We start from the raw sequence: 22,329 nt of genomic DNA on the forward strand, positions 1-22,329 counted from the left end.
CCTCGACCTCGCCGGCCGGGGTCATGACGCCCGGCCGCACGATCCGTACTGCCCCCGTGCGGCGGGCCTGCTTGCACTGGCTGCCGCGAACCATGGGGTGAGCATAGCCCTACCGGGGGTGTATCTGCAGAGCAACGTTACATTTCGGTTGGCGGGAAGGGGCGACGGCGGGCGCGCCGGCCGCGCGGAGGGGGTGGGGCGGTCAGGGCTTGGTGACGAAAATGTGGCTTGCGATCTGCCGGGACAGTTCGCTGGTCTCGCCATCCTTGCCGCTACCACCAATCACCTGTACGCCGTTGTCGCTCGCGACGAGCGTGACTTCCTGCTCAGGTTGTACCCCGGAGTGCTTGAGATCGAGCATGACCTCGGGGTCGCTTTGCAGCTGCTCGCTGATGCGCCGGACCGTGACCGTGACCTCGGTGCCGTTGGCGACCTCCAGCATCGGCACGATGGAGTCGCCGGAGAAGGGCTCGGGGGAGTAGTCGTCCAGCCCCAGCTCCTCGAGGCCGGGGATGGGGTTGCCGTGGGGACACACCGAGGGGGCGTTCAGGAGCTTGACCAGGCGCTCCTCGACGGCCTCGGAGATGACGTGCTCCCAGCGGCAGGCCTCGACGTGGACGTCCTCCCACGGCAGGCCGATGACGTCGACCAGCAGGCGTTCGGCGAGGCGGTGCTTGCGCATGACGTGGGTGGCGAGACGGCGGCCGTCCTCGGTCATGACGAGGTGGCGGTCGTTCTCGACCCGGAGCAGGCCGTCGCGCTCCATGCGCGCCACAGTCTGGCTCACGGTGGGGCCGCTCTGCTGCAGGCGCTCGGCGATGCGGGCGCGCAGCGGCACAATGCCCTCTTCCTCCAGCTCGAAGATCGTGCGGAGGTACATCTCCGTGGTGTCGATAAGCCCGTGTGCGGTCAAGGCTCCCCCTCCCCTCGTGGGCCGTCGAGAGTCGACGACGGCAGACTCTCAACACAGGCCGGTCGCAGGGGATTCCGGCCGTCTGCCGAGGAGCCGAAGTCGTGACCCGGTCAGAGGCCGGCCGCTGCGCCCTGGCCGCGGGAGCGGCCACCGATCTGGCTTCATCATACCTCGGCAACAGACAACCCACTTCGCCGCAATGTGGCATGCGCCACAGTGTCGGCCGGGGCTCCCGCGCCCTCCGGTGCGGCTGCGCCCGAGGGGCTCCCCCGGGAGGCCGGGACGGGTGCGCGGGGCGGGTGTGTCAGGGGGCGAGGCGCTCCAGCAGCCACACCGCCTCGTCGTGGGGGTCGGCCCCCGCGCCCCTCATGTAACGGAATCGGTCGTGCATGCGGTCGGCCCCGCCCTGCCAGAACTCCACCTCCTCGGGGACGATCCGGTAGCCGCCCCAGTAGCCCGGGCGCGGAACCTCGGCGTCCTCGGGCCAGGTGGCGGCGAAGCCCGCGTAGAGGCGGTCCAGCTCCCCGCGGTCGGCGACGGGGCTGGACTGGCGCTCGCTCGCCCACGCGCCGATCTGTGAACCCCTGGGGCGGGTGCGGAAGTAGGCGTCGTTCTCGGCGTCGCTGAGACGTTCGACACGGCCCGCGACGAGCACCTGGCGGCGGATCGCGTGCCAGGGGAACACCGCCGAGGCCCGCGGCTCGGCCTCCAGCGCGCGCCCCTTGCGCGAGCCGTAGTTGGTGAAAAAGCGCAGGCCGGAGCGGTCGTACCCTTTGAGGAGGACGGTCCGCGCCCGGGGCGCCCCGCTGGGCTCGACCGTGGCCAGGACCATGGCGTTGGGCTCGGCCAGACCCGCCGTGTGTGCCTGTGTGAACCACGTGTGAAACTGCTGCATGGGATGGGCGGCCATGTCGCTCCGCCGCAACGGCGGGCCGAGGTAGGGCTGGCGCAGTTCCGCGGGGTCGCACTGGCTCACAGTGGAGCATCCTCACACGACCTGTGGGGTAGGCGCCACCTGCACACCATCACCACAAGTGACACCTCACGTGCCACCGAAACATGACCGAACGGTTCAATGGGCGCACCCTTGCCCATGGATCGAGAAACACGGAGGAAGCCGGTATGTCGGACTTCAAACCGGGGCTCGAAGGAGTCGTGGCGTTCGAGACGGAGATCGCCGAGCCGGACAAGGAGGGCGGCGCCCTCCGCTACCGCGGCGTCGACATCGAGAACCTCGTCGGCCACACCACCTTCGGGCGCGTGTGGGGGCTGCTGGTCGACAACAGCTTCGAGCCCGGGCTGCCCTTCGCGGAGCCGGTGTACCAGGCGGTGCGGACCGGAGACGTCCGCGTCGACGTGCAGAGCGCGCTGGCCGCCCTCGCGCCGCTGTGGGGCTTCAAGCCGCTGCTGGACATCGACGACGCCGAGGCCCGCGACAACGTGGCGCGCGCCGCCTCGGCGGCCCTGTCGATCATCGCCCAGTCGGCCCGCGGCGACCTGCCGGAGGTGCCGCGCGCCCGCATCGAGGAGGGCACCTCGATCGTCGAGCGCTTCATGATCCAGCTGCGCGGCGAGCCCGACCCCCGGCACGTCAAGGCCGTCGACGCCTACTGGACCTCGGCCGCCGAGCACGGCATGAACGCGTCCACCTTCACCGCCCGCGTGATCGCGTCCACGGGCGCGGACGTCGCCGCGGCCCTGTCGGGCGCGGTCGGCGCGATGTCGGGCCCGCTGCACGGCGGCGCGCCGGCGCGCGTGCTGCACATGCTGGACGAGACCGAGCGGATCGGCGACGCCCGCACCTACGTCCAGCGCGCCCTGGACCAGGGCGAGCGCCTCATGGGCTTCGGCCACCGCGTCTACCGGGCGGAGGACCCGCGCGCCCGGGTGCTGCGCCGCACGGCCAAGGAGCTCAACGCCCCGCGCTTCGAGGTCGCCCAGGCCCTGGAGACGGCGGCCCTGGAGGAGCTGCACGCCCGCAAGCCCGACCGCGTGCTCGCCACGAACGTGGAGTACTGGGCCGCGGTGGTCCTGGACTTCGCCGAGATCCCCTCGGAGCTGTTCACGTCCATGTTCACCTGCGCCCGGACCGCCGGCTGGTCGGCCCACATCCTGGAGCAGAAGCGCACCGGCCGCCTGGTCCGCCCCAGCGCCAAGTACGTCGGCCCCGCGGCCCGCGACATCAAGCAGGTGGCAGGCGCCGACGAGGCCCTGGCCCAGGGGGTGTAGCCACCTCTCGCCGCCGGCCACCGCCCGGCGAGTTCAGCCCGCACGTGGAAGGCCCAGCGATCGAGGACGGATCGCTGGGCCTTCCGCTGTACCGGGGACAGGCGTTCCACTTCCACTGGAAATATTCACTTGATGGGCGGAAACGGAGTGTCGGAAACATACTTCTCGCGAGAGTTTCTTGGGATTCCAATGATGCCGACCTCAATGAACCCCGCACCGTTGACTTGCCACGAGTCACCTTGCTGATACATCTCAAGCAACGGAACAAACGGATCCGGCAATGCGGGAAGCACTGGACCAGAATGCGCCCTCAACTCCCTGAAATGCAGCGCCCAGACGCAGGTATACCTGACCATCAGGTGGAGATGCGGAGGAAGGCTGTTTTCAACCTCTTGCACCAGCCCTTCAGGAGCCCGCACCCCGCTGTCTACCGCAAGAGCATAATCAAAAAACGGCCAGGGCGCATCGAGCACCTCGGACCATAGCGCCGCCCGCCTCAAATACTCAACCATTCGATCAGCCTGAGCCTCCATGTTCACCCCTGGCTCAGACCAATCAAATGAAACGATCCTCTTCGCCAACTCCTCTGTCGATTTAGCCACCGAAAAATTCCTCCTTGATCACCTCGACAAGATCATCGAGGTTTGAGAGGTCGTCCGCCAGTTCGAATTCTACCGGTTCCCTTCCCATGGCGGCGTAGTGGTTATACGAAGGAACCCGCCTAACATCAGGAGCCATGTTATGTGCCCCGAAGTGGTCGAAGGTCGGACGTGACATCCCATCCGAAAACGCCGACGGATGATCGGAGATATACGGAATCCCCTCTTCCATAAGGCGACTTTCCACGCCCTCGTGGACAATCAACCGGCGAAACTTCTCCATGTCAACAGCAGTGGATTTCAGTTCACCGGCAGCCTTGAGCCATAGATCTGCCACTTCATACATCGGAGAGAAGTATGCATGATTTACACGCCCGGGCCCAACTGCCACATCATGCGTTTGGCAGAATAGGTGATTCTTAATCCTCGAAATAAGATCCGCTGAATACCCTGTCCTATCGGCGATCTCCTCTACATCACCGTCCAAGTTGCGAATTTTCTCGTAACGATCGGCCGCCTGCACGAACTCGGGAGATGAAACATAGGGTGTGCCCCGATTGTCGTACCAGTATCCGTTAGAGTCGGTCCACCCAAAGTCGACCTCCTCAAATTTCTCGATGTCCACCACTCGGGCGGGGCGCACATCATCTCTCGATGGAGGCCCATCCCCGTGGATCGCCTCGGCTGGATATCGATCTTCTTGCCGTTCCTCCTCCCTCTCGCCCTCGGCTGGAAAAACAGGCTCCTCTGCGGAGAGTTGATCGCCTGCGGAAGGCATGTCGTCGGTACCGTCCAGCCCGTCGCCTCCGCCTGCGCCGGTCGGTGAAGCCGCCCCTTCACGGCCGAGCGGAATCTCCGGTCCAGTACTGGGCGGCTTGGCTGTGGGTTGCGGCCTTGGCTGTTCCGTCTGGGTCGGTGTGTCCTCGGTGTCGTCGTGGCGGGGGCGGTTGGTGGGGGTGGGGTCGTCGGCGTTGGCCTGGATGTCGTACTCGGGGGCGCCGACCAGGGCGGGCTCTCTTGTGGCGGGGCGGGCGGCCTCGGGGGTGGTCTGCGGGATGTCGGGGTGCTGCTCGTCGTTCGCGTACAGCTCGGTGGTGTCGAGGAAGCGCTGCAGTTCCTGGGCCGTGGGCAGGCCGCTGCCCGGTGCCGGCATCTCCAGGTCCGGCGCGCCGTCCAGGGCGGCCCCGGTGGCGGCGCCGGTGCGCGGTCCCGGCAGCTCGACGTCGAGGTCGGGTCGCCGCACGTCGATGTCCGGCCCGCCCGGAGCCGGGCCGTCGCCCACGGTGTTGAGGGTGCGTAATGCCCCGAAGCCCTTGCGGGCGAGCAGGGCGATACCCGCCGGGGCGCCCACGCCGCTGGCGATGGAGGCCAGGGCGATGACGTCGGCGGTGATGTTGAGGCCCGCGGTCGTGCCCGCGTACCCCGGGCGGTCCTCCAGTTCCGTCCACGGGAAGAAGGCGTGGGCCATGTCCGCCCACGCCGCGCCCGTGGCCTCCAGGCTCTGGAAGCCGAGGCCGTTCTCCACCGAGACACCCATCAGCGACATCGCGCCCACGGCCGTCCCGTACCAGAACTCCCCGGCGTTGGCCAGCATCTGGTCGGCGTCGGCCGTCCACGTGTCCGTGGCGGGGTGGTAGGCGCCGATGGAGCTTGCCGGGTCGGTCACGAACGCCCAGGCGAAGTCGCCGACCGCCGATCCGACGTCGACGTACCAGGCGGCGTCGTGCTGCTGCGGGACGGCCCACGGCGTGGCGGCGTCGCGCGGGGCCTCGGTGTAGCCGTAGCCCTGCGTGTCCGGCCCGAGGTCGGGGTCGGTGCCGGGCTCCACCGCCACGAACGTCGTGCCGCCGAAGAGCGCGGTGATCTTGTTGGCGCAGTCGCGCTCGGCGGCCATGAAGTCGTTCTGGACCTTGATCAGGTCGTTGTTGAGGGTGTTGAACTCCTCGACCTTGGCCTCGTCCTTGTCCCATTCGGCGTTGCCGGCGATGTGCTCCTGCATCGCCGTCGCGTCGTCCTTGAGGCTCTCCCAGCGCGCGAGGATCGGCCGCACCTCGTCGGCGAAGGCGAGCAGCGCGTCGCCGATGACCGTGGCCGCGCTCTGCACCTGCGTGCCCTTGGTCGCCACCGGATCGACCGCCTCGAAGAGGACGTCCTCCTCCGGCGCGCTGTAGAAGGCGGCCAGCCCGGCCCAGTCGGATTTGATGTCCTGCCCGATGTCGAAGATGTCCTGGCCGACGTTTTTGATCCCCTCGGCCGCCGTCTCCAGTTTCTCCAGGTCAACGGGTGGGATCGCGATGGCACCGGGCGCGATTCCGTCCGCAAGGCCCTCCGGGATCTCCGCCGTCACTCGCTCCGCCTCCGCCACGCGCTACCGTCCGCCAGCCGCGCAACACCCTAAGGCGCCAATGTGACCCAATGAGGGGATATTTCGCCTCTCGCAGGGATCGGGGCGGAGCATTGCCTCCTTTCCGTGATGCAGCCTGCGAATACGAACATCAACGGCGGCATCCCACATGGAAGATGGCCGGAAGCGGACACTCCCCGTGGAGGAGCGAATACGGTATGTCGCGCGCCGGGCTGAGCCGCGTGGCGCGGTCAGTCCTGCCGCGCCTGGTCCGCCGGTGATTTCAGGCCCGCCTGGAACCAGTCCGGCATGTGCTCCGGGCTGCGCGGGAGGCGCCGCTGCTCCTCGGCGAACGCCTCGGCGGGGACCGGGGCCAGGAGTTCGGGCAGGGCGGTGTAGTCGTACCTGACCGAGAACACGTCGGGCGGGTTGATCACGTAGGACATGGCGAACCACGTGCCCGTCCCCGCGCGGTACATCCCCTCGCGCAGCCGCGCGAACAGGGGGCGCGCCTCCGGCGGCACCGGCAGGCGCTCGATCCGGCCGCCGTCCGTGCGGACCCCCGAGCGGGCCCGGACCCGGGTGCCGAGCGCGGCGTAGTCGATGAGCACCTGCCGCCACCCGGCGGGCAGGACGGGCAGCAGGTGCAGGGTGATCTCGCCGAGGATGCGATGCTGTTCGACGGGGTTGAGCCAGGGGCGGTCAGGCATTCGGGTCCTTGTGCGTCGCGGCGGTGGCGGTCAGTGCCCTCCGACGCCCCGGCGTCGGGAGGCGTTCCGCGCCGCCGCAGACCGCATCCGGCCAGGCGGACGCCGAAATCCGGGACGCGCGCCTTGCCGCGCACCGCGACGGCGGTGTCCCGTGTCCGGCGGCCGGGGAGGCGGCCGGCGGCACGCCCGGTCCCGCACGCGCTCCCGCGGTCGGCCCCCTCCTGATTCCTCTGCCCGGGCCGCTCACCACACAGGGCGCAGCGGCGGCACCCGGTCGCCGCTCAGCGCTCGGATGAGGCGGGCGAGTTCGCGCCGCAGGACCTCGGTGTCGGCGCCCGCCCCCTCCTCGGCGACCTCCGCCTCCAGGTGGCGCAGGACGCGGCCCGCCACCTCCAGGTGCTCCCGCGCCGCGCCGGTGAGGACCACCAGGCGGCGGCGCCCGCCCGCGGGGTGCGGCTCCCGGCGCACGTAGCCGCGTCTCTCCAGGTCGTCGACGATCTGCCCGGCCGCCTGCTTGGTCACCCCAAGGCGCTCGGCCAGCTCGCTGCTGGTCGCCCCGCCGTCCCGCAGGGCCTGGAACGCCATCCCGTGGACCGGCCGCAGGTCGGCGTACCCCGCGGCCGCGAGGCGGTCGGTGAACTCGGTGAGCAGGAGCTGGAAGCCCATGCCCAGCAGGAAGGTCAGCTCGGCGCGGGCAAGGGGGTCGTGGCGGTGCGCGGGGTCCATGGTCCTCCATGGTGACACATGCGGGTAAAGCTGCTTTACTCAGTTGAGTAAAGCTCGTTTACTCACTGGGAGACCCCATGCACGTCCTCACCCCCGCGCCCGCCGTCACCACGCCCAACGCCGCCATGACCGGCTTGGCCGCCCCCAGCCGGGGCAGCGCCGAACTCAGCACCTGGCGGGTCCGCATGGAGCCCGGTTCGGCGGGCCCGGAGCACTCGATCGACCGCGAACAGGTCTGGACGGTGACCAGCGGCTCGATGGAGGTCACCTCGGCCGGGCGCACCGAGACCGTCGCCGCCGGGCAGACCGTCGTCCTGCCCGCGGGCGCCGTCCGGCAGGTCCGCGCCGGCGCGGACCCCGTCGAGGCGCTGGTCGCGATGCCGGCCGGCGGCCGCGCCTTCGTGCCCGGCAGCGAGGAGCCCCGCGCCCTGCCCTGGGCCGAGTGACCGCCGCCTCCGCCCGTCCTCCGCCGGCCGTCGCCCGGACCGTCCGCCCGGGCCGGGCGCCGCGCCAGCCGTCCACCGCGGTGGTGGAACGTCGGCGCGGTGGCCCGGCCCGGAGCCTCACGCCTTCGAGATGTGGAGGACCGCACCCTCCTCGTCGGCGCCCAGGACGTGGACCGCCACACCGTTGAAGCGGTTCGCCGACATCTCCGTGAACGGCGCCTCCTGGGAGCCGCCGAACTGGATTCCGGGCCCGTACAGGGAGAAGGTGACCTTCCACGGCTCCACGGTGGCGACGACCAGTTCGTCGATGCCGGTGTAGCCGCCGAGGTCGATCTCGTCGCCCTGGCTGACGCGGACCTCGCACTCGGCGTCGGAGCAGCTGGCGAGGTCGGTGCCGTCCGCGGGCTCGGGACCCTCCTCCTCAGTCGGCGACGGTGAGGGGGCGGGGCTGGGGGTGGGGCTCGCCTCGCCGTCGGATGCGGAACCGGCGTCGGCGCCGCCCCCGCATCCGGTGAGCAGAGCGCCCCTGTCGCCGCGGCTGCGGCGAGCACTGCGCGCAGGGGGACGCCCCTGATCGGGGCCATCACGGTGTTCATGGTGCCTTGTCCCAACTCTCGATCGACCTGCGGGCGCGGCCCGGAATGCCGGGCATGGGTACGGCCGAGCGCTCACGAACGGTTGGCGAGCACTCACGGAGCGGACAGACACCGCGATTCTGCCGCCCCCGCGCCCGCCGACACACCCGCACGGCCGCATCCGGCCACCGGAGGCCGATTCCACCGGTCCGAAACCCCACGAGCGCACCCGTGGTCCCCTTCAGAAGGACGCGAGCTTCTCAATGCCGACGTTTGATCTGCACATTGCCGATGGAGATCGGCGGCCACGCTTGGCGGGCGGAGAAACCCGCCCAGGTCGCGGTATCCCGGCCGGCCGGTCCCCGCCGACCTCTCGCCCAACTCGTCCGGCGCGCGACCGGGTCCCCGTTGCCCCTGTCGATGGCCTCCGCTTTACTTGCCCGGTCGTGGCAGGCGGGGGCGGAGGGCGTGGGCATGGCGGAGCGGCGAAGGCTGGGGCGGCGGTTCGGGTGGCTGTGGGGGGCCTTTGCCGTCAGTTCGTTCGGGACGCAGTTCGCCTTCGGCGCGTTCCCGCTCGTGGCCATCACCGTGCTCCACGCCGGACCCGCCGAGGTCTCGATGCTGTCGGCGGCGGCGCTGGCCGTGGGCGCGGCCGTGGCGGTGCCGCTCGCGCCGTGGGTGGAGTTCCGCCGCAAGCGGCCCGTCATGATCGCGATGGACCTGATCCGGTTCGCCGCCCTGCTCAGCGTTCCCGCCGCCTACGTGCTCGGCGTCCTGTCGTTCGCCCAACTCCTGGTCGTGGCGGTGGTCGCCGCGACCGCCGACATCGCCTTCCGCGCCGCCCACGGCGCCTTCCTGAAGTGGCTCGTGCCGCCCGAAGAGCTGGTCGCCGCCAACGCCCGGCTGGAGTCGGCCACCTGGACCGCGACCATCGCCGGTCCGCCCCTGGGCGGCGCCGTCGCCGGGCTCCTGGGCCCGGTGGCCACGCTCGCGGCCGACGCCATCAGCTACCTGCTGTCGGCCGTGGGCCTGCGCGCCGTCGGCGGCCGGGAGCCGCGCCCCGGCGCGCCGGACCGCGAGCCCCCCAAGACCGCCGCGCCCGCTGAGGCCGCCACGCCCGCCCGCGAGTCCCGGGTTCCCCGAATGCGGGCCGCCGACCTCGCCGACGGCTGGCGGTACGTCCTCGCCGACCCCGTCCTGCGCCCCCTGTTCCTCAACACGGTGCCGGTCAACAGCCTCATCATGGCGACCGCCCCGCTGATGAGCGTGCTCATGCTGGACGACCTCGGGTTCGCCCCCCTGGCAGTACGGCCTGGCGTTCGCCCTGCCCTGTGTCGGCGGCCTGATCGGCGCCCGCCTGGCCCAGCCGCTCGTCGCCCGCTTCGGCCGCCGCGCCGTCCTCGTGGGGTCGGGGATCGTCCGGGTGTGCTGGCCGGTGGGCCTGGTGTTCGTGGGTCCCGGCACCGCCGGGCTCGTGCTGGTCGTGGCGGTCCAACTGGCCCTGGTCACCAGCATCGGGGTGTTCAGCCCGGTGTCGGCGGCGTTCCGCCTCGACCGGACCCCGCCCGAACGGGTGGCCCGCGTCCTCACGGCCTGGACGGTCACCGGAAAGGCCGCCGTGGCCGCGGCGACCGCCGCCGCCGGCCTGCTCGCCGGCGCCACCGACACCCGCACCGCCGTGGCGGTGGCGGGCCTGCTCCTGCTGGCGACCCCGCTCCCGCTCCTCTGCCTGCGTGATGCGCGCACGCCGGCCGAGGAGCGGGAACAGGGCCGGGATCAGCCCCGGAGCGCGGTCAGGTCTGGTCGGCCTTGACCGCGCCGAGGAAGTGGATCCATTCAGCCGAGGGGAACTGAATGACTCCGATTTGGCGGTTCTTGCTGTCCCGTACCGCCGAGGCGCCGGGGGCGTCGGCTACCTCCACGCAGTTCTCACTGCGCGTGTAACTGGAGGTACGGAAAGCATCGGTTGGAAATGGAGTTGTGGCGCGCATGCTTCTTTGTACATCGGGACTTTGGTCCTTTTCAGGCGTTTCGCCATTCCCGCGTCAACTCCCCGTTGTGGGATGACCGGCTCATTTCCGCACGCCCCGTCGCGGCCGCGGTCCCGCGCGGACCCGGCGCCCGGCCGGGTCAGCCGCCGCCTCCGCCCCCGCCGCCGCCTCCGGCGCCGCCACCCCCGCCGCCTCCGCCACCGCCCCCTCCTCCTCCGCCGCCGAAACCGCCGACTCCGCCGCCCGATCCGCCGTGGTAGCCGCCGCGCCGGCCCGAGCCCCCGCCGCCGGCGAGGGTGATGGCCTGCGCCACGCCGACCAGGAACATGACTCCCGCGATGGCCCCGACCGCGATGTAGAAGGGCGAAAGCTCGCTGTCGGCGGGGCCGGTGTCCGCTCCGCCGCCGACCGGCTCCGCCTCGTTCACGGTGACCGGCGCGTCTGCGGGCAGGACCACGTCGACGCTGAACGCCTCACCGGGCGCCACCCGGTCCTGGGTGAACGTGACGGTGGCGGCGCCCGTGGCGGTCCCCCGGCCCGTGCACTCGTCCCGCGACCCGGGCGCGCCCGCGTAGCAGTCGACCGCCTGCGCCGCCACCGGCGTGGTGACCTCGGCGGTCACCGACTCCACCGGGATCTCCCAGCCGGAGCCGATGACGTCCAGGTACAGCCGCGCGCCGCCCGCCTCGGACTCCACGAGCAGGGTCTCGTAGGCGTAGGAGACGACGAACGTCTTCCGCCCCGTCAACTGGTCGTCGCCGCCATCGGACCCGAACCGCACCGACGCCCCGTCGGCCAGCACCTCCGTGGGCTCCACCCCGGCGTCGTCCTCGACGGTGAGTCCGGTGAGGCCCAGGAATTGCTCGGCCGAACCGTCGATCGGCGCGGACGCCGGCAGCGACCGGTGCGCGGGCCCGCCGCCCCCGTCGCCGAAGTCGTAGGTGATCTCCTCACGGACCGACACCACACCGTCCCCGCCCACGGTGATGTCGGCGTCGAAGGCGACGACCGAGCGGTCGCCGGCCGGCGCCTCGGCCGGCACCGCCGCCGGAAGCGCGGCGGTCGCCGCCGCCATGACCAGGTTTCCGAAAACGCCCACCATGAAGAGTGGGATGGCGCGCCCCCGGCCGGGGTTCCCGATGATCTCGGGCCGCCCCCGCCCGCCGCCGCCCTCCCCCGCGCCGCCGCGGCCGCGCGGCGCTCCGCTCCTCCCTTCGCGACCGCCGCGACCTGCGGCGTCGCGGCTTCCAAGGAGGCGGCGGCGGACCTCTGACAACCGGGCCCCTTTCCTGCGGCGCGGGGCCCTCAGCCACTACGCTTCTGCGGGTGACCGACATTCAGATTCCCGCTAACCTGCTGCCCACCGACGGCCGCTTCGGCTGCGGCCCGTCGAAGGTCCGACCCGAGCAACTGGCCTCCCTCGCGCAGTCCGGCTCCGGCTACATGGGGACCTCGCACCGGCAGAAGCCGGTCAAGTCCCTCGTGGGGCGGGTGCGATCCGGTCTGTCGCAGCTCTTCTCGCTGCCCGAGGGCTACGAGGTCGTCCTCGGCAACGGCGGCACCACCGCCTTCTGGGACATCGCGGCGCACGGCCTGATCCGCCGCAAGTCCCAGCACCTCTCCTTCGGCGAGTTCTCCTCGAAGTTCGCCAAGGTCGCCAAGGGCGCCCCCTGGCTGGACGACCCCAGCGTCATCAGCACCGACCCCGGCACGCACGGCGAACCCGCCGCCGAGGACGGTGTCGACGCCTACGCCCTCACCCACAACGAGACCTCCACCGGCGTCGCGGCCCCCATCCGCCGTGTCCCCGGCGCCGACGACGACGCGCTGGTCCTGGTCGACGCCACCAGCGGCGCCGGCGGCCTGCCCGTGGACATCGCCGAGACCGACGTCTACTACTTCGCGCCGCAGAAGAGCTTCGCCTCCGACGGCGGCCTGTGGGTGGCCCTCATGTCGCCCAGGGCCCTGGAGCGCGCCGCCGAGATCGCCGGCGGCGACCGCTACATCCCGGAGTTCTTCTCGCTGCCCACGGCGATCGACAACTCCCGCAAGGACCAGACCTACAACACCCCGGCGGTGGCCACGCTGATGCTGCTCGCCGACCAGGTGGAGTGGATGAACGAGCGCGGCGGCCTCGACTGGACCGTCCGCCGCACCGCCGAGACCTCCTCGATCCTGTACTCCTGGGCCGAGAAGACCGACTACACCACCCCGTTCGTGGCCGACCCGGCCAAGCGCTCGCAGGTGGTGGGCACCATCGACTTCGCCGAGGGCGTCGACGCCGCCGCCGTGGCCGCCGCGCTGCGCGCCAACGGCGTCGTCGACACCGAGCCCTACCGCAAGCTGGGCCGCAACCAGCTGCGCATCGGCATGTTCCCGGCCGTTGAGCCCGACGACGTCCGCGCGCTCACCGAGTGCGTCGACTTCGTCGTGGGCAAGCTGGCCTGACCCCGGCCCGTGCCCGCCGCGCGGGCCCGGCCCCACCCGAGGAAACACCTGTGGCCTGCCCGGACGCGCCGTCCGGGCAGGCCGCGGCTCGCTGCGGCGACCCACCGCGGCGGCCACGACCGTGAAAGGCGGCTGTGCGCAGAAACAAGCAGGAGCCCCCCATCAAGATCATCTCCCACCGGGGCGCCTCGGGGCACCGCCCCGAGCACACGCTGGCCTCCTATGAGCTGGGTGCGCGCTTCGGGGGCGACTTCATCGAGGTGGACCTGGTGGCCACCGCCGACGGCGCCCTGGTGGCCCGCCACGAGCCCGAGATCAGCGGCACCACCGACGTCGCCGACCACCCCGAGTTCGCCGACCGCCGCACCACCCGCACCATCGACGGCCGCGAGTACACCGGCTGGTTCACCCAGGACTTCACGCTGGACGAGCTGCGCACGCTGCGCGCCGTCGAGCGCATCCCCGACATCCGCCCCGACAACGCCGCGCACAACGGCAGCCACCCGATCCCCACCTTCCAGGAGATCGTCGACCTCGCCAAGAGCCTCACCCGCGAGCTGAAGCGCCCCATCGGCGTCTACCCCGAGACCAAGCACCCGGCCTACCACGCCGAGATCGGCCTGGACCTCGAACCCCCGCTGCTGGCCGCCCTCCTGGACAACGGGCTCACCGGCCCCGAACCGGAGGTCCCGGTCTTCCTTCAGTCCTTCGAGAGCGACAGCCTGCGCAGGCTGCGCGACGCCCAGGTGCCGTGCGTGTTCCTGATGGGCACCGAGGACCACTGGCGGCGCTTCCTCACCCCCGAGGGGCTGGCCGAGGTCGCGACGTTCGCCGAGGCCATCGGCCCGGCCAAGGACCTGGTCTTCCCCCGCGACGACGAGGGGGCGATCTCCGAGCCGACCTCCCTGGTCGACGACGCCCACGAGGCCGGCCTGCTGGTGCACCCCTGGACGTTCCGCAGCGAGAACCACTTCCTCCCGGCCAACCTGCGCGGTGACGGCCCCCGCAGCTACGGCGGTTTCGCCGCCGAGTACGAGGCGTTCTTCGCGGCCGGGGTCGACGGCGTCTTCACCGACCACTCGCGCCACGCCTACCTGGCCCGCGAGCTGTTCCTGGCGGAGGGGTGACGGCGGCCGCCGCGTCCGGGCCGGGCAGCGGCACCGGCCCCTGGCCGCCCCCGCTGCCCGCCGACGTGGCCGACAACGTCGCCGGCCTGCGCGGCGGCCCCGACTGGCTGGCCGGACTGCCCCGGCGCCTGGCGGCCGTGGCGCGGGAGTGGAATCTGGAGCTGGGCCGGCCCTTCACCGGCGGCAGCTGCTCGTGGGCGGGCCCGGTGCGCACGGCCGACGGCGGCCCCGCCGTGCTCAAGCTGTCCTTCCCGCACCGCGAGGCCCGGGGCGAGGCGGCGGCCCTGCGGCTGTGGGACGGCGCGGGCGCGGTGCGGCTGCTGCGGGCCTCCGACGACGGCTTCGCCCTGCTGCTGGAGCGCTGCCGGCCCGGCCGCCCCCTGGCGCACGCGCCCGGCGACCCCGAGGGGCTGCTGGCCGCGGGCGCCCGCGCGCTGGCGGGGCTGTGGAGCCGTGGAGTGCGGGCGGACCCGGGCCTGGAGCGGCTGGCCGACGTGCTGGCCGAGTGGGCCGACCTGACCGCCGAGCGCCACGCGCGGCTGCGGACCGGGGCCGACCCCGGTCTGGTGCGCACGGCCGTGGACCTGATGACCGCGCTGCCGCGCTCGGCCGCGCGCGCCGCCGTGCTGCACGGCGACTTCAACCCCGGCAACGTGCTCTCGGCCGAGCGCGCCCCGTGGCTGGCCATCGACCCCAAGCCGATGGTGGGCGATCCCGGCTACGACCTGTGGCCGCTGCTCGTGCAGGTGGACCCGCCGATGGCGCACCCCGACCCCGCGCCGGTGCTGCGCCGCCGCCTGGCCCTGTGCGCCGAGGTGCTGGGCGAGCCGGCCGACCGCCTGGCCGCGTGGTCGGTGGCGCGGGCGGTGGAGTCGGCGTTCGACCGGTTCGACCGGGGCGACGCCGATGGCGGGGCCGCCGACCTCGCGCAGGCGTCCGCCGTGGCCCGCGTGGTCGGCCTGTAGCCGCCGGGCCCCCGGCCGCTCCGCCGCGTCCGGCCTCCGGCGTGCCCTCGGCCTGATCCCCGCCGTCCTCCGGCGCGACCTCCACCGCTCCGCCCGGGGCCGCGCCGCGGCATTCGAACCGGTTGTCCACAGCTTGGGGACAGTTATCCACAAGACGTCCTGTTTGCTGTTGAAAACCCGGGGAAACCGCTGTGGATAACGTGGGGATAAACCCGTCAACCGCGACGAGCCAGGACAGCGATCCCCGCGATCACGACCGCCGCGATCCCCACCCCGGTCCAGATGAGGATCGAGGCCGTGCGCGGGTCGGGCCCCTGATCGGCCGCCGCGGAGCCGCCCCCGCCGCCCTCCGGCGCGTCGGCGTCACCGGAGCCGCCACCGCCCCCGGCATCCCCCGCCCCGGTATCCACAGGCAGCCGCCACACCGGGCTGCCCGGTCCCTCGGTCCCGGCGTAGAGGGCCGAGCCGTCCCGCGCGAACGCCAGGGACTCCCCCTGGTCGGATTCGGGCAGCGGCACCCGGTCCACGATGCGCGCGCCCTCCACACCGTCGGCGGCGTCGTAGACGCTGGCGGCCCAGTAGGTGCGGATGGCGAAGTGCGACCCGTCGGGCGCGAACGCGGCGTCGGTGGCGTACAGCGGCGCGGAGTCGACCCGGGTGAGGGTGTTGACCCCCTCGGGGTCCAGGGACTCGGGCGCCGCGTAGACCCCGCCCGCGACCTCCTTGCTGATCACATACAGCCGGTTGTCGCGCGGGTCCACCATCATCGCCTCGGCGTCGCGCCCGCCGTCGGCGTAGCTCAGCGTGAAGGTGGTGGCCTCGACCGTCTGGTCGGTGAGGTCGGCCGGCTCGGCGAACCGGTAGACCCGGACGTTGGGCCAGCCGCCCTGGAAGTTGTCGCCGATGTCGCCCACGTAGATTGCCGGATCGCCGGAGTCGTCGGCGCCCACCGCCACGGCCTCCCAGTCGCGCGCCTCCACCCCGGCCCCGGTGAGCGTGACCGTGGCGACGGTGTCGCCGTCCTCGTTCACCGCGTACAGTTCCGGTCCGTAAGCGCCGCTGTCGTTGTGCGTCCAGAACACGCCCTCGTGCCGACGCGACGCCACCATGCCGCTGGACTCCTGGATCCGCTCGTCAGTCAGCCGGAACTCCGGCTCCACCGTGGGGGACGGACCCGCGCCCGGGCTGGGCGACGCCTCGGCGGCGGGCGCCGCCGCGCCGGCGAGCGTGAGGGAGCAGAGCGGCACCAGGGCGACCGAAACCGCGAACGCGGCGCCTCTCGTCATACCGACAATCCTGCCATCATCGGCGCGCCGCCCTGGCTTGCAACCCGGGCCTTGTGGGCATGCTCCCCTTACTCACGCGCTAGAGCGAAAAGGACGGCACGCATGCGGATCGTCGCCTGCCTGAACGGGGACCGCCGCCCAGGGGCCCATCCCGCGCTACCGATCTCCTTCGACCAGCTCGCCCTCGACGCCCGCGCCGCGGTCGACGCCGGGGCCGACGAGGTCCACATCCACCCCCGCGACCGCACCGGCGCGGAGTCGCTGGAACCCCAGGTCGTCACCCCGCTGCTGGAGCGCCTGCGCGCCGCGCTGCCCAGCACCCCCATCAGCCTCACCACCGCGCTGTCGGCCGAACACGACCCCTGGCGCCGGTTCGACCTGGTGCAGCGCTGGAGCGCCCTGCCCGACTCCGCGACGGTGAACCTGCACGAGCCCGGGTCGGTCGAGGTCGCCCGGCTGCTGATCGACCGCCAGGTCGACGTCGAGGCCGGGGTCTGGACACCCGAGGCAGCCCGCATCCTGGTGGCCTCGGGCCTGGCCGCGGAGTTCGCCCGCGTGCTGGTGGAGCCCATGCAGGCCACCACCCAGGACGCCCTGGCCAACGCCTCCACGATCGACGCCGTGCTGGACCGCGCCGGCCTGGACCTGCCGCGGCTGCTGCACGGCAGCGACGACACCGCCTGGCCGGTGCTCGACACCGCGCTGGCGGCCGGCCGCGACATCCGGATCGGACTGGAGGACACCCTGCGCGACCCCGACGGCGACGAGGCCGAGGGCAACGCCGCGCTGGTGTCGCTGGCGGCCGCGCGGATGTCGGCCGCCGCCTAGCCGCGCCCGCCCCGGCGCGGCAGGCTCAGTCCAGCAGCGCCCCGGCGACCACGAGCAGCATGATCGCCGCGAGCACCGTCGGCAGGAGCCAGCGCTGCTTGCGGTTGTTCGTCAGCATGCTCATGGTGGTGCCCTACTCCCCGCCCGGCGGCCGGGCGTGCCGTGCGGCGCCCTGGTCGGGGCGCCCTCGTCCGTTTCAGCCTAACCGCCATGTCCGGAGGGTCTCGTAACGGGGCCGCCGGGGGTGGTGGCTGCGCATGAGGCGCACCTCCTCGACCGTCCAGAACGCCGTGGCCAGGCGGCCCAGCGTGTAGCGCAGCGCGCCGAGGTCGCCGGGCGGGCGGCACCGGGCCAGGGTCAGGTGCGGCGCGTAGGGGCGGCGGTCCACCCGCACGCCCGCCTTGCGCGCGGCGCGGCGCAGGCCGTCGGCCAGCAGCGTCAACTCGTCGACATCGCCCTCCAGACCCGCCCACAGCACCGACGCCCGCGCGGGGTCGCCGGGGAAGGTGCCCGCGCCGCGCACGGCGACGTCGAACGGCGCGTGCCGCGCGGTCTCGGCCGCCAGGCGCTCGGCCGCGGCGGGCACCGCGTCGTCGGCGACCTCGCCGAGGAACACCAGTGTGACGTGCCATTCCTCAGGACTGGACCAGCGCAGGCCCGGCGGCACGTGCCCGCCTTCGGGGGCGAACCCGCCGCCGGTGATGTCGGCGGCGCGGGCGCCGGCGGGGGCCTCGGCGCGCTCGGCCGCGTCCGTGCCGGGCGGGGCGAGGGCCTCCACGGCCAGCGCGACCTCGTCCAGGACGCCGTCGGGCGGCTGGACCGCGGCGAAGAGCCTCATGGATCACCCCGTGTCGTCGTCGGCCGGGCGGCGCGCGGGGGCGTGCCCCGGTCCCGGCGCGCGGGCGCGCTGGCGAAAGGGTACTGGGGCCGGGCGTCGGGCGCGGGAGCCGCCGCGCGCGGACGGGGCGGGCGCGGGGGTCAGCCCGGGCCGGCGCCGGGCACGGCCTCGCGCGCGCCCACCCGCACGAACGGGCGGCGCCGGGCGAGGCGGACGCGCACCCCCAGCTTGCGGGCCAGCAGCGCGGCGACGACGAGCACCACCACCACGGAGACCGCGCCGCCCACGGCGAAGCTGGCGCGCGGGCCGAACGCGTCGGCGAGGAACCCCACGATGGGTGCGCCGATCGGCGCCACGCCCAGGAACACCAGCATGTAGATGGCCATGACGCGGCCGCGCATCTGCGGGTCCACGCTGAGCTGGAAGGTGGCGTTGAGCGAGGTCGTGAACGTCATGAACGCCACCCCCATCGGCACCAGGACCGCCACGAACGCCAGGTAGCCGGGCGCCGCCGCGGCGGCGATCTGCGTCGCGCCGAAGGCCAGCGCGCCGGTGAGGACGATCCGCAGCCGGGGCCGTTCGCGCCGCGCCGCCACCAGCGCCCCGGCCAGGGCGCCCACGGCCAGCGCGGTGGCGGCCGAGCCGAACGCGGCGGCGCCCGTCCGGAAGACGTTGTTGGCCATCAGCGCGATCTGGTTCTGCACGTTGGCCCCGAAGATCTGCACGAACACGGTCATGAGCAGCAGCAGCGCGAGGTCGGGGCGGCCCAGCACGTAGCGCACCCCGGCCAGGGTCTGCCCCTTGGCGCGCGGCGCGGGCTCGGTGACCTGGAGTTCGGCGGGCCGCATGAGCCACAGCCCGCCCAGCACGGCCAGGAACGACGCCGCGTTGATGAGGAAGACCGGGCCGCTGCCGATGGCCGCGATGAGCAGTCCGGCGACGGCGGGGCCGGCCACCCGGCCGAACTGGAAGCTGGCGCTGTTGAGGGCCACCGCGTTGGGCAGGTCGCGGTCGCCGACCATCTCGACGACGAAGGTCTGGCGGGCCGGGTTGTCCACCACGGTGACCACGCCGAGGGCGAACGCGAAGACGTAGACGTGCCAGACCTCGGCGAGCCCGGCGGTGGCCAGCACGCCCAGCCCGGCGGCGAGCACGCCCATGGCCGCCTGGGTGGCGATGAGCAGTCCGCGCTTGGAGAGCCGGTCCACCAGGGCGCCGCCCCACAGGCCGAACAGCAGCATGGGCAGGAACTGCAGGGCGGTGGTGAGGCCCAGCGCCATGCCGCTGCCGCCGCTGAGCTGGAGCACCAGCCAGTCCTGGGCGACGCGCTGCATCCAGGTGCCGGTGTTGGAGACGAGCTGGCCCATCGCGAACAGGCGGTAGTTGCGGATGGCCAGGGAGCGGAACATCGCGGTGCGGCGGCGGGCCTCGGCGGCGCTCTCGCCGGCGCCGGGCGTCTTCGCGCCGGGCTGCCGCGGGCCGGAGGGCTCGGGGCGCCCGGGGGCCTGGGCCGACTCGGCGGGTTCGGACAGCTCTTCGGCGGGGGCGCGGGCCCCGCCCGGGGTCAGGACTGGCTCAGCCGGTCCAGGATCTCCGCCGCCCGGCGCAGCGTGTCCCGCTCCTCGGGGGTCAGCTCCTGCAGCCGCTGGGCCAGCCACGCCTCCCGCTGCCGCTGGTCGGCCCGCACCAGCTCGCGCCCCGCGTCGGTCAGGTCCACCAGCTGCCGCCGCTGGTCCCCGGGGTGCTTGGCGCGGCGCACCAGCCCGCGCTCCTCCAGCGCGGCCACGATCCGGGTCATCGACGGCGGCTGCACCTTCTCGTGCTCGGCGAGTTCGCCGGGGGTCATCTCCCCGTGCCGGGCGAGGGTGTACAGCGCCGCGCCCTGCCCCAGGGACAGGGAGGTGTCGAGCCTCTGCGCGCGCAGCCTCCTGGCCAGTCGGCCCACGACGACGCGGAGGACGGCCGCCAGCCCCGCGTCCGTCCTCGTGCTCTGGCTGAAAGGAGACTTCTTCATTAGCAGAACTCATTACTTTTGCTAACAGTACCGGGCACCCCCGAAATTCCGCCCGAAGCGGACCCGCGGGACATCGCCCCCGGGTCGGGGCCGGGCGGCCGGAGGCGCCCGGGTACCGAGCCTAGTGACGCAACGTCACGGTCACAGACCCAGCAGGGACTCGATCGGACCGAGCGCGAAGTGCACCACGAACGCGGCCGACACGACCCACAGCAGCGGGTGCACGTCGCGCAGGCGGCCCTGCGCGGTCCTGATGACCACGTAGCTGATGAAGCCCACGCCGATACCGTTGGTGATGGAGTAGCTGAACGGCATCACCACGATGGTGAGGAAGGCCGGGATCCCGATCGCGTAGTTCTGGAACGGGATCTTGGTGACCTGAGTCATCATCATGAACCCGACGATGATCAGCACCGGTGTCGCCGCCTCGAACGGCACCAGCTCCACCAGCGGCGAGAACAGCGTGGCCACCAGGAACAGCAGGCCGGTGACGATCGGCGCGATGCCGGTGCGCGCGCCCTCGCCCACGCCGGCCGCCGACTCCGCGAACACCGTGTTGGACGAGGCCGAGGCCGCGCCGCCGGCGATGGTGCCCAGCGAGTCCACGATCAGCACCTCGCGGGCGTGGGGGACGTTGCCCTCCTCGTCCAGCAGGCGGGCCTGCCCGGCCACGCCCACCATGGTGCCCATGGTGTCGAAGAAGTCGGCCAGCAGCAGGGTGAACACCAGCAGGATCACCGCGATCGTGCCCGCGTGGGCGAAGCTGCCGAACAGGCTGAACTGGCCCACCAGGCTGAAGTCGGGCACCGCCACCAGGTCGCCCGGCGAGGTCGGCAGCTGCGGCACGGTCAGCGACCAGCCGTCGGGGTTGGTGTTGCCCTGGCCGTCGGACATCGGGCCGATCCCCGCCAGCGCCTCGACGACCACGCCCACCACCGTGGCCACCACGATGCCGATCAGCATCGCGCCGCGCACGTTGCGCACGATCAGCACGATGGTCAGGACCAGGCCGATGACGAACACCAGGATCGGCCAGCCCGACAGCGACCCCGAGCCCAGCTGCACGGGCACCGTGGTGTTGGCGGCGTCGGGGATGCGGCGGATGAACCCGGCGTTGACGAACCCGACGAGCGCCAGGAACAGCCCCACGCCCACCGCGATGGCGGTCTTCAGCTCCGGCGGGATCGCGCGGAAGACGGCCGTGCGGAACCCGGTGAGGACCAGCACCAGCAGCACCAGGCCCTCAAGCACGATGACGCCCATGGCGTCGGCCCAGGTCATCTGCGGCGCCAGGGTGTAGGCGACGATGACGTTGAGGCCCATGCCCGCCGCGATGGCGAACGGGTAGCGGCTGATGGCGCCCATGAGGATCGAGACCACGCCGCCGACCAGGGCGGTGGTGGCGGCGACCGGGGCCAGGCCCAGGGTGTCGCCGTTCATGTCCTCGGCCGTGCCGATGATGAGCGGGTTCAGCACGATGATGTAGGCCATGGCGAAGAAGGTCGCCAGGCCGCCGCGGATCTCACGGGGGAAGGTGGACCCGCGCTCGTGCACGCGGAAGTAGCGGTCGAGGCGGCCCGCGAAACCGGACGCGGGCTGCGAGGGCGTGTTCTCGGCGGACTGCGGCGTTGGATTCACTCGTACGACCCTGGCAGGAAGGGGATGAATGTACAGATCAGCACACGTCAGCCTAGTTGCATGTTCGCACAATGGGACACATCCGGCACGCCCGCGAGCCTGGCCGAATCTCCAGACAGGCCCTCGTCCCGCCCCCTTGCCGGCCTCGCCCGCCCCGTCGCCGGCGGCGGCGCGCGGCCGCGCGCGGTCCCGGATCGTCTAGCCTGAAGGGGTGCGCCGTGCCCGCAAGCCCGATCCCGAGGTCCTGGAGAGCGACTACCGCATCCCCACGGCCCTGGGCACCGTGGGCTGGTTCGTGGCGTTGGCCATACTCCTCGCCATGGGCGACCGGCTGCCCCCGTCCGACCAGTGGTGGCGCTGGGTCTGCGTGACCGGCATGGCCTTCGGCGTGTTCGGCTACTTCTACATCCCCCGGCTCCAGCGCCGCCGCGCCGCCGACGACGCCGCGCGGGCCCGCGCCCGCGAGGAGCGCGCGGCCGTGCGGCCCGCCGCCGGCCCCGCCCCGGCCGCCGACCCCGTTGACGCCCCCGCGCGCACCCCCGCCGCCGAGGCCGGCGGCCGCGACGACCTTCCCTGACCCCCTCGGCGCGGTGCCCGGGCGCCGCCTTCTCCGCGCCCGTCGGCAGTTCACGGCCTGCGGCCTTGCGCGCTC

22 protein-coding genes and 1 pseudogene are annotated in these 22,329 nt (G+C 72.7%); 9 read left to right on the top strand and 14 right to left on the bottom strand.

Translation table 11 applies throughout. The features are described from left to right. Positions 1 to 202: 202 nt before the first annotated feature. Together HNR12_RS14895 and pdxH are read right to left on the bottom strand one after the other, a co-directional pair. Complete coding sequence (locus HNR12_RS14895; protein WP_179768055.1) at positions 203 to 913, bottom strand: metal-dependent transcriptional regulator; 711 nt, start codon at positions 911 to 913, stop codon at positions 203 to 205. A gap of 304 nt (positions 914 to 1,217) precedes the next feature. After that, the gene (gene pdxH / locus HNR12_RS14900) at positions 1,218 to 1,889 is read right to left on the bottom strand and encodes a pyridoxamine 5'-phosphate oxidase (RefSeq protein ID WP_179768056.1); all 672 of its coding nucleotides are present in this window, start codon (positions 1,887 to 1,889) and stop codon (positions 1,218 to 1,220) included. A 146-nt stretch (positions 1,890 to 2,035) separates the two neighbouring features. Between pdxH and HNR12_RS14905 the strand changes: the two genes are divergently transcribed. After that, positions 2,036 to 3,142: a citrate synthase 2 gene (locus HNR12_RS14905; RefSeq protein ID WP_179768057.1), complete on the top strand. Its 1,107-nt coding sequence runs from the start codon at positions 2,036 to 2,038 to the stop codon at positions 3,140 to 3,142. 125 nt (positions 3,143 to 3,267) lie between these two features. On the opposite strand, the gene HNR12_RS14910 is transcribed toward HNR12_RS14905, so the two are convergent. The 4 genes from HNR12_RS14910 to HNR12_RS29175 all read right to left on the bottom strand — a co-directional run bounded on the left by HNR12_RS14910 (position 3,268) and on the right by HNR12_RS29175 (position 7,521). After that, on the bottom strand, positions 3,268 to 3,744 hold the full coding sequence (locus HNR12_RS14910; protein WP_179768058.1) for a hypothetical protein: 477 nt from the start codon (positions 3,742 to 3,744) through the stop codon (positions 3,268 to 3,270). Next, entirely contained in the window at positions 3,737 to 6,088 is a 2,352-nt protein-coding gene (locus HNR12_RS14915) for a hypothetical protein (RefSeq protein WP_179768059.1), read from the bottom strand. The genes HNR12_RS14910 and HNR12_RS14915 overlap by 8 nt, the downstream gene beginning before the upstream one ends. 248 nt (positions 6,089 to 6,336) lie before the next feature. Continuing rightward, complete coding sequence (locus tag HNR12_RS14920; protein ID WP_179768060.1) at positions 6,337 to 6,795, bottom strand: hypothetical protein; 459 nt, start codon at positions 6,793 to 6,795, stop codon at positions 6,337 to 6,339. 243 nt (positions 6,796 to 7,038) lie between these two features. Continuing rightward, on the bottom strand, positions 7,039 to 7,521 hold the full coding sequence (locus HNR12_RS29175; protein WP_179768061.1) for a MarR family winged helix-turn-helix transcriptional regulator: 483 nt from the start codon (positions 7,519 to 7,521) through the stop codon (positions 7,039 to 7,041). Between the two features lie 77 nt (positions 7,522 to 7,598). Between HNR12_RS29175 and HNR12_RS14930 the strand changes: the two genes are divergently transcribed. Further along, positions 7,599 to 7,967, top strand: coding sequence for a cupin domain-containing protein (locus tag HNR12_RS14930; RefSeq protein ID WP_179768062.1), 369 nt, complete (start codon positions 7,599 to 7,601; stop codon positions 7,965 to 7,967). A gap of 117 nt (positions 7,968 to 8,084) precedes the next feature. On the opposite strand, the gene HNR12_RS14935 is transcribed toward HNR12_RS14930, so the two are convergent. Then, positions 8,085 to 8,639: a hypothetical protein gene (locus tag HNR12_RS14935; protein ID WP_179768063.1), complete on the bottom strand. Its 555-nt coding sequence runs from the start codon at positions 8,637 to 8,639 to the stop codon at positions 8,085 to 8,087. 377 nt (positions 8,640 to 9,016) lie between these two features. Between HNR12_RS14935 and HNR12_RS28505 the strand changes: the two are divergent. Together HNR12_RS28505 and HNR12_RS28510 are read left to right on the top strand one after the other, a co-directional pair. Continuing rightward, positions 9,017 to 9,778 (top strand): annotated as a pseudogene (locus tag HNR12_RS28505) (MFS transporter); the annotation flags it as partial. A gap of 121 nt (positions 9,779 to 9,899) precedes the next feature. Continuing rightward, positions 9,900 to 10,355 carry an MFS transporter gene (locus tag HNR12_RS28510; protein ID WP_246425539.1) on the top strand — a complete coding sequence of 152 codons (456 nt, stop codon included), beginning with the start codon at positions 9,900 to 9,902 and terminating at the stop codon, positions 10,353 to 10,355. On the opposite strand, the gene HNR12_RS14945 is transcribed toward HNR12_RS28510, so the two are convergent. Beyond that, a complete protein-coding gene (locus HNR12_RS14945) occupies positions 10,336 to 10,533 on the bottom strand; it encodes a DUF397 domain-containing protein (protein ID WP_179768064.1) in 198 nt (65 codons plus the stop codon). The two genes, HNR12_RS28510 and HNR12_RS14945, sit on opposite strands and share 20 nt — an antisense overlap. 139 nt (positions 10,534 to 10,672) lie before the next feature. Then, positions 10,673 to 11,635 carry a DUF2207 domain-containing protein gene (locus HNR12_RS14950; RefSeq protein ID WP_179768065.1) on the bottom strand — a complete coding sequence of 321 codons (963 nt, stop codon included), beginning with the start codon at positions 11,633 to 11,635 and terminating at the stop codon, positions 10,673 to 10,675. Between the two features lie 224 nt (positions 11,636 to 11,859). Between HNR12_RS14950 and serC the strand changes: the two genes are divergently transcribed. The 3 genes from serC (at position 11,860) to HNR12_RS14965 (ending at position 15,073) form a co-directional block, all read left to right on the top strand. Next, on the top strand, positions 11,860 to 12,981 hold the full coding sequence (gene serC / locus HNR12_RS14955) for a phosphoserine transaminase (RefSeq protein WP_179768066.1): 1,122 nt from the start codon (positions 11,860 to 11,862) through the stop codon (positions 12,979 to 12,981). Positions 12,982 to 13,115: 134 nt separating this feature from the next. After that, positions 13,116 to 14,108: a glycerophosphodiester phosphodiesterase family protein gene (locus HNR12_RS14960; RefSeq protein WP_179768067.1), complete on the top strand. Its 993-nt coding sequence runs from the start codon at positions 13,116 to 13,118 to the stop codon at positions 14,106 to 14,108. Next, positions 14,105 to 15,073, top strand: a complete 969-nt coding sequence (locus HNR12_RS14965) for an aminoglycoside phosphotransferase family protein (RefSeq protein WP_179768068.1) — start codon at positions 14,105 to 14,107, stop codon at positions 15,071 to 15,073. Before HNR12_RS14960 ends, HNR12_RS14965 begins: the two co-directional genes overlap by 4 nt. 215 nt (positions 15,074 to 15,288) lie before the next feature. Here the strand turns inward: HNR12_RS14965 and HNR12_RS14970 are convergent, their stop codons facing one another. Further along, positions 15,289 to 16,359 (bottom strand): hypothetical protein, encoded by a 1,071-nt coding sequence (locus tag HNR12_RS14970; protein WP_179768069.1) that lies wholly within the window; start codon positions 16,357 to 16,359, stop codon positions 15,289 to 15,291. 102 nt (positions 16,360 to 16,461) lie between these two features. On the opposite strand from HNR12_RS14970, the gene HNR12_RS14975 reads away from it, so the two are divergent. Then, positions 16,462 to 17,187 (top strand): 3-keto-5-aminohexanoate cleavage protein, encoded by a 726-nt coding sequence (locus HNR12_RS14975; RefSeq protein ID WP_179768070.1) that lies wholly within the window; start codon positions 16,462 to 16,464, stop codon positions 17,185 to 17,187. Positions 17,188 to 17,383: 196 nt separating this feature from the next. Here HNR12_RS14975 and thpR read toward each other — a convergent pair whose 3' ends face one another. The 4 genes from thpR to HNR12_RS14995 form a co-directional block, all read right to left on the bottom strand. After that, positions 17,384 to 18,025 (bottom strand): RNA 2',3'-cyclic phosphodiesterase, encoded by a 642-nt coding sequence (gene thpR / locus HNR12_RS14980; protein WP_179768071.1) that lies wholly within the window; start codon positions 18,023 to 18,025, stop codon positions 17,384 to 17,386. Positions 18,026 to 18,165: 140 nt separating this feature from the next. After that, positions 18,166 to 19,434, bottom strand: coding sequence for an MFS transporter (locus HNR12_RS14985; RefSeq protein ID WP_179768072.1), 1,269 nt, complete (start codon positions 19,432 to 19,434; stop codon positions 18,166 to 18,168). A gap of 155 nt (positions 19,435 to 19,589) precedes the next feature. Further along, positions 19,590 to 20,039, bottom strand: coding sequence for a MarR family winged helix-turn-helix transcriptional regulator (locus HNR12_RS14990; protein ID WP_179768073.1), 450 nt, complete (start codon positions 20,037 to 20,039; stop codon positions 19,590 to 19,592). Positions 20,040 to 20,180: 141 nt separating this feature from the next. After that, entirely contained in the window at positions 20,181 to 21,677 is a 1,497-nt protein-coding gene (locus HNR12_RS14995) for an NCS2 family permease (RefSeq protein ID WP_179768074.1), read from the bottom strand. 211 nt (positions 21,678 to 21,888) lie between these two features. Here HNR12_RS14995 and HNR12_RS15000 point away from each other — a divergent pair, with 211 nt between their 5' ends. Beyond that, entirely contained in the window at positions 21,889 to 22,254 is a 366-nt protein-coding gene (locus HNR12_RS15000) for a DUF2530 domain-containing protein (protein WP_179768075.1), read from the top strand. Positions 22,255 to 22,329 lie beyond the last annotated feature (75 nt).

It is taken from the genome of Streptomonospora nanhaiensis, from assembly GCF_013410565.1.
Taxonomy (GTDB): Bacteria; Actinomycetota; Actinomycetes; order Streptosporangiales; family Streptosporangiaceae; genus Streptomonospora; species Streptomonospora nanhaiensis.

What these genes read in the sequence shown, in the direction of transcription:
- HNR12_RS14945 (WP_179768064.1), bottom strand. Translation starts at nt 10,533, where the DNA reads ATGCGCGCCACAACTCCATTTCCAACCGATGCTTTCCGTACCTCCAGT.
- HNR12_RS14985 (WP_179768072.1), bottom strand. Translation starts at nt 19,434, where the DNA reads ATGTTCCGCTCCCTGGCCATCCGCAACTACCGCCTGTTCGCGATGGGC.
- HNR12_RS14930 (WP_179768062.1), top strand. Translation starts at nt 7,599, where the DNA reads ATGCACGTCCTCACCCCCGCGCCCGCCGTCACCACGCCCAACGCCGCC.
- HNR12_RS14975 (WP_179768070.1), top strand. Translation starts at nt 16,462, where the DNA reads ATGCGGATCGTCGCCTGCCTGAACGGGGACCGCCGCCCAGGGGCCCAT.
- HNR12_RS14970 (WP_179768069.1), bottom strand. Translation starts at nt 16,359, where the DNA reads ATGACGAGAGGCGCCGCGTTCGCGGTTTCGGTCGCCCTGGTGCCGCTC.
- HNR12_RS14950 (WP_179768065.1), bottom strand. Translation starts at nt 11,635, where the DNA reads ATGGTGGGCGTTTTCGGAAACCTGGTCATGGCGGCGGCGACCGCCGCG.
- HNR12_RS14905 (WP_179768057.1), top strand. Translation starts at nt 2,036, where the DNA reads ATGTCGGACTTCAAACCGGGGCTCGAAGGAGTCGTGGCGTTCGAGACG.
- HNR12_RS14990 (WP_179768073.1), bottom strand. Translation starts at nt 20,039, where the DNA reads ATGAAGAAGTCTCCTTTCAGCCAGAGCACGAGGACGGACGCGGGGCTG.
- HNR12_RS14920 (WP_179768060.1), bottom strand. Translation starts at nt 6,795, where the DNA reads ATGCCTGACCGCCCCTGGCTCAACCCCGTCGAACAGCATCGCATCCTC.
- thpR (WP_179768071.1), bottom strand. Translation starts at nt 18,025, where the DNA reads ATGAGGCTCTTCGCCGCGGTCCAGCCGCCCGACGGCGTCCTGGACGAG.
- HNR12_RS29175 (WP_179768061.1), bottom strand. Translation starts at nt 7,521, where the DNA reads ATGGACCCCGCGCACCGCCACGACCCCCTTGCCCGCGCCGAGCTGACC.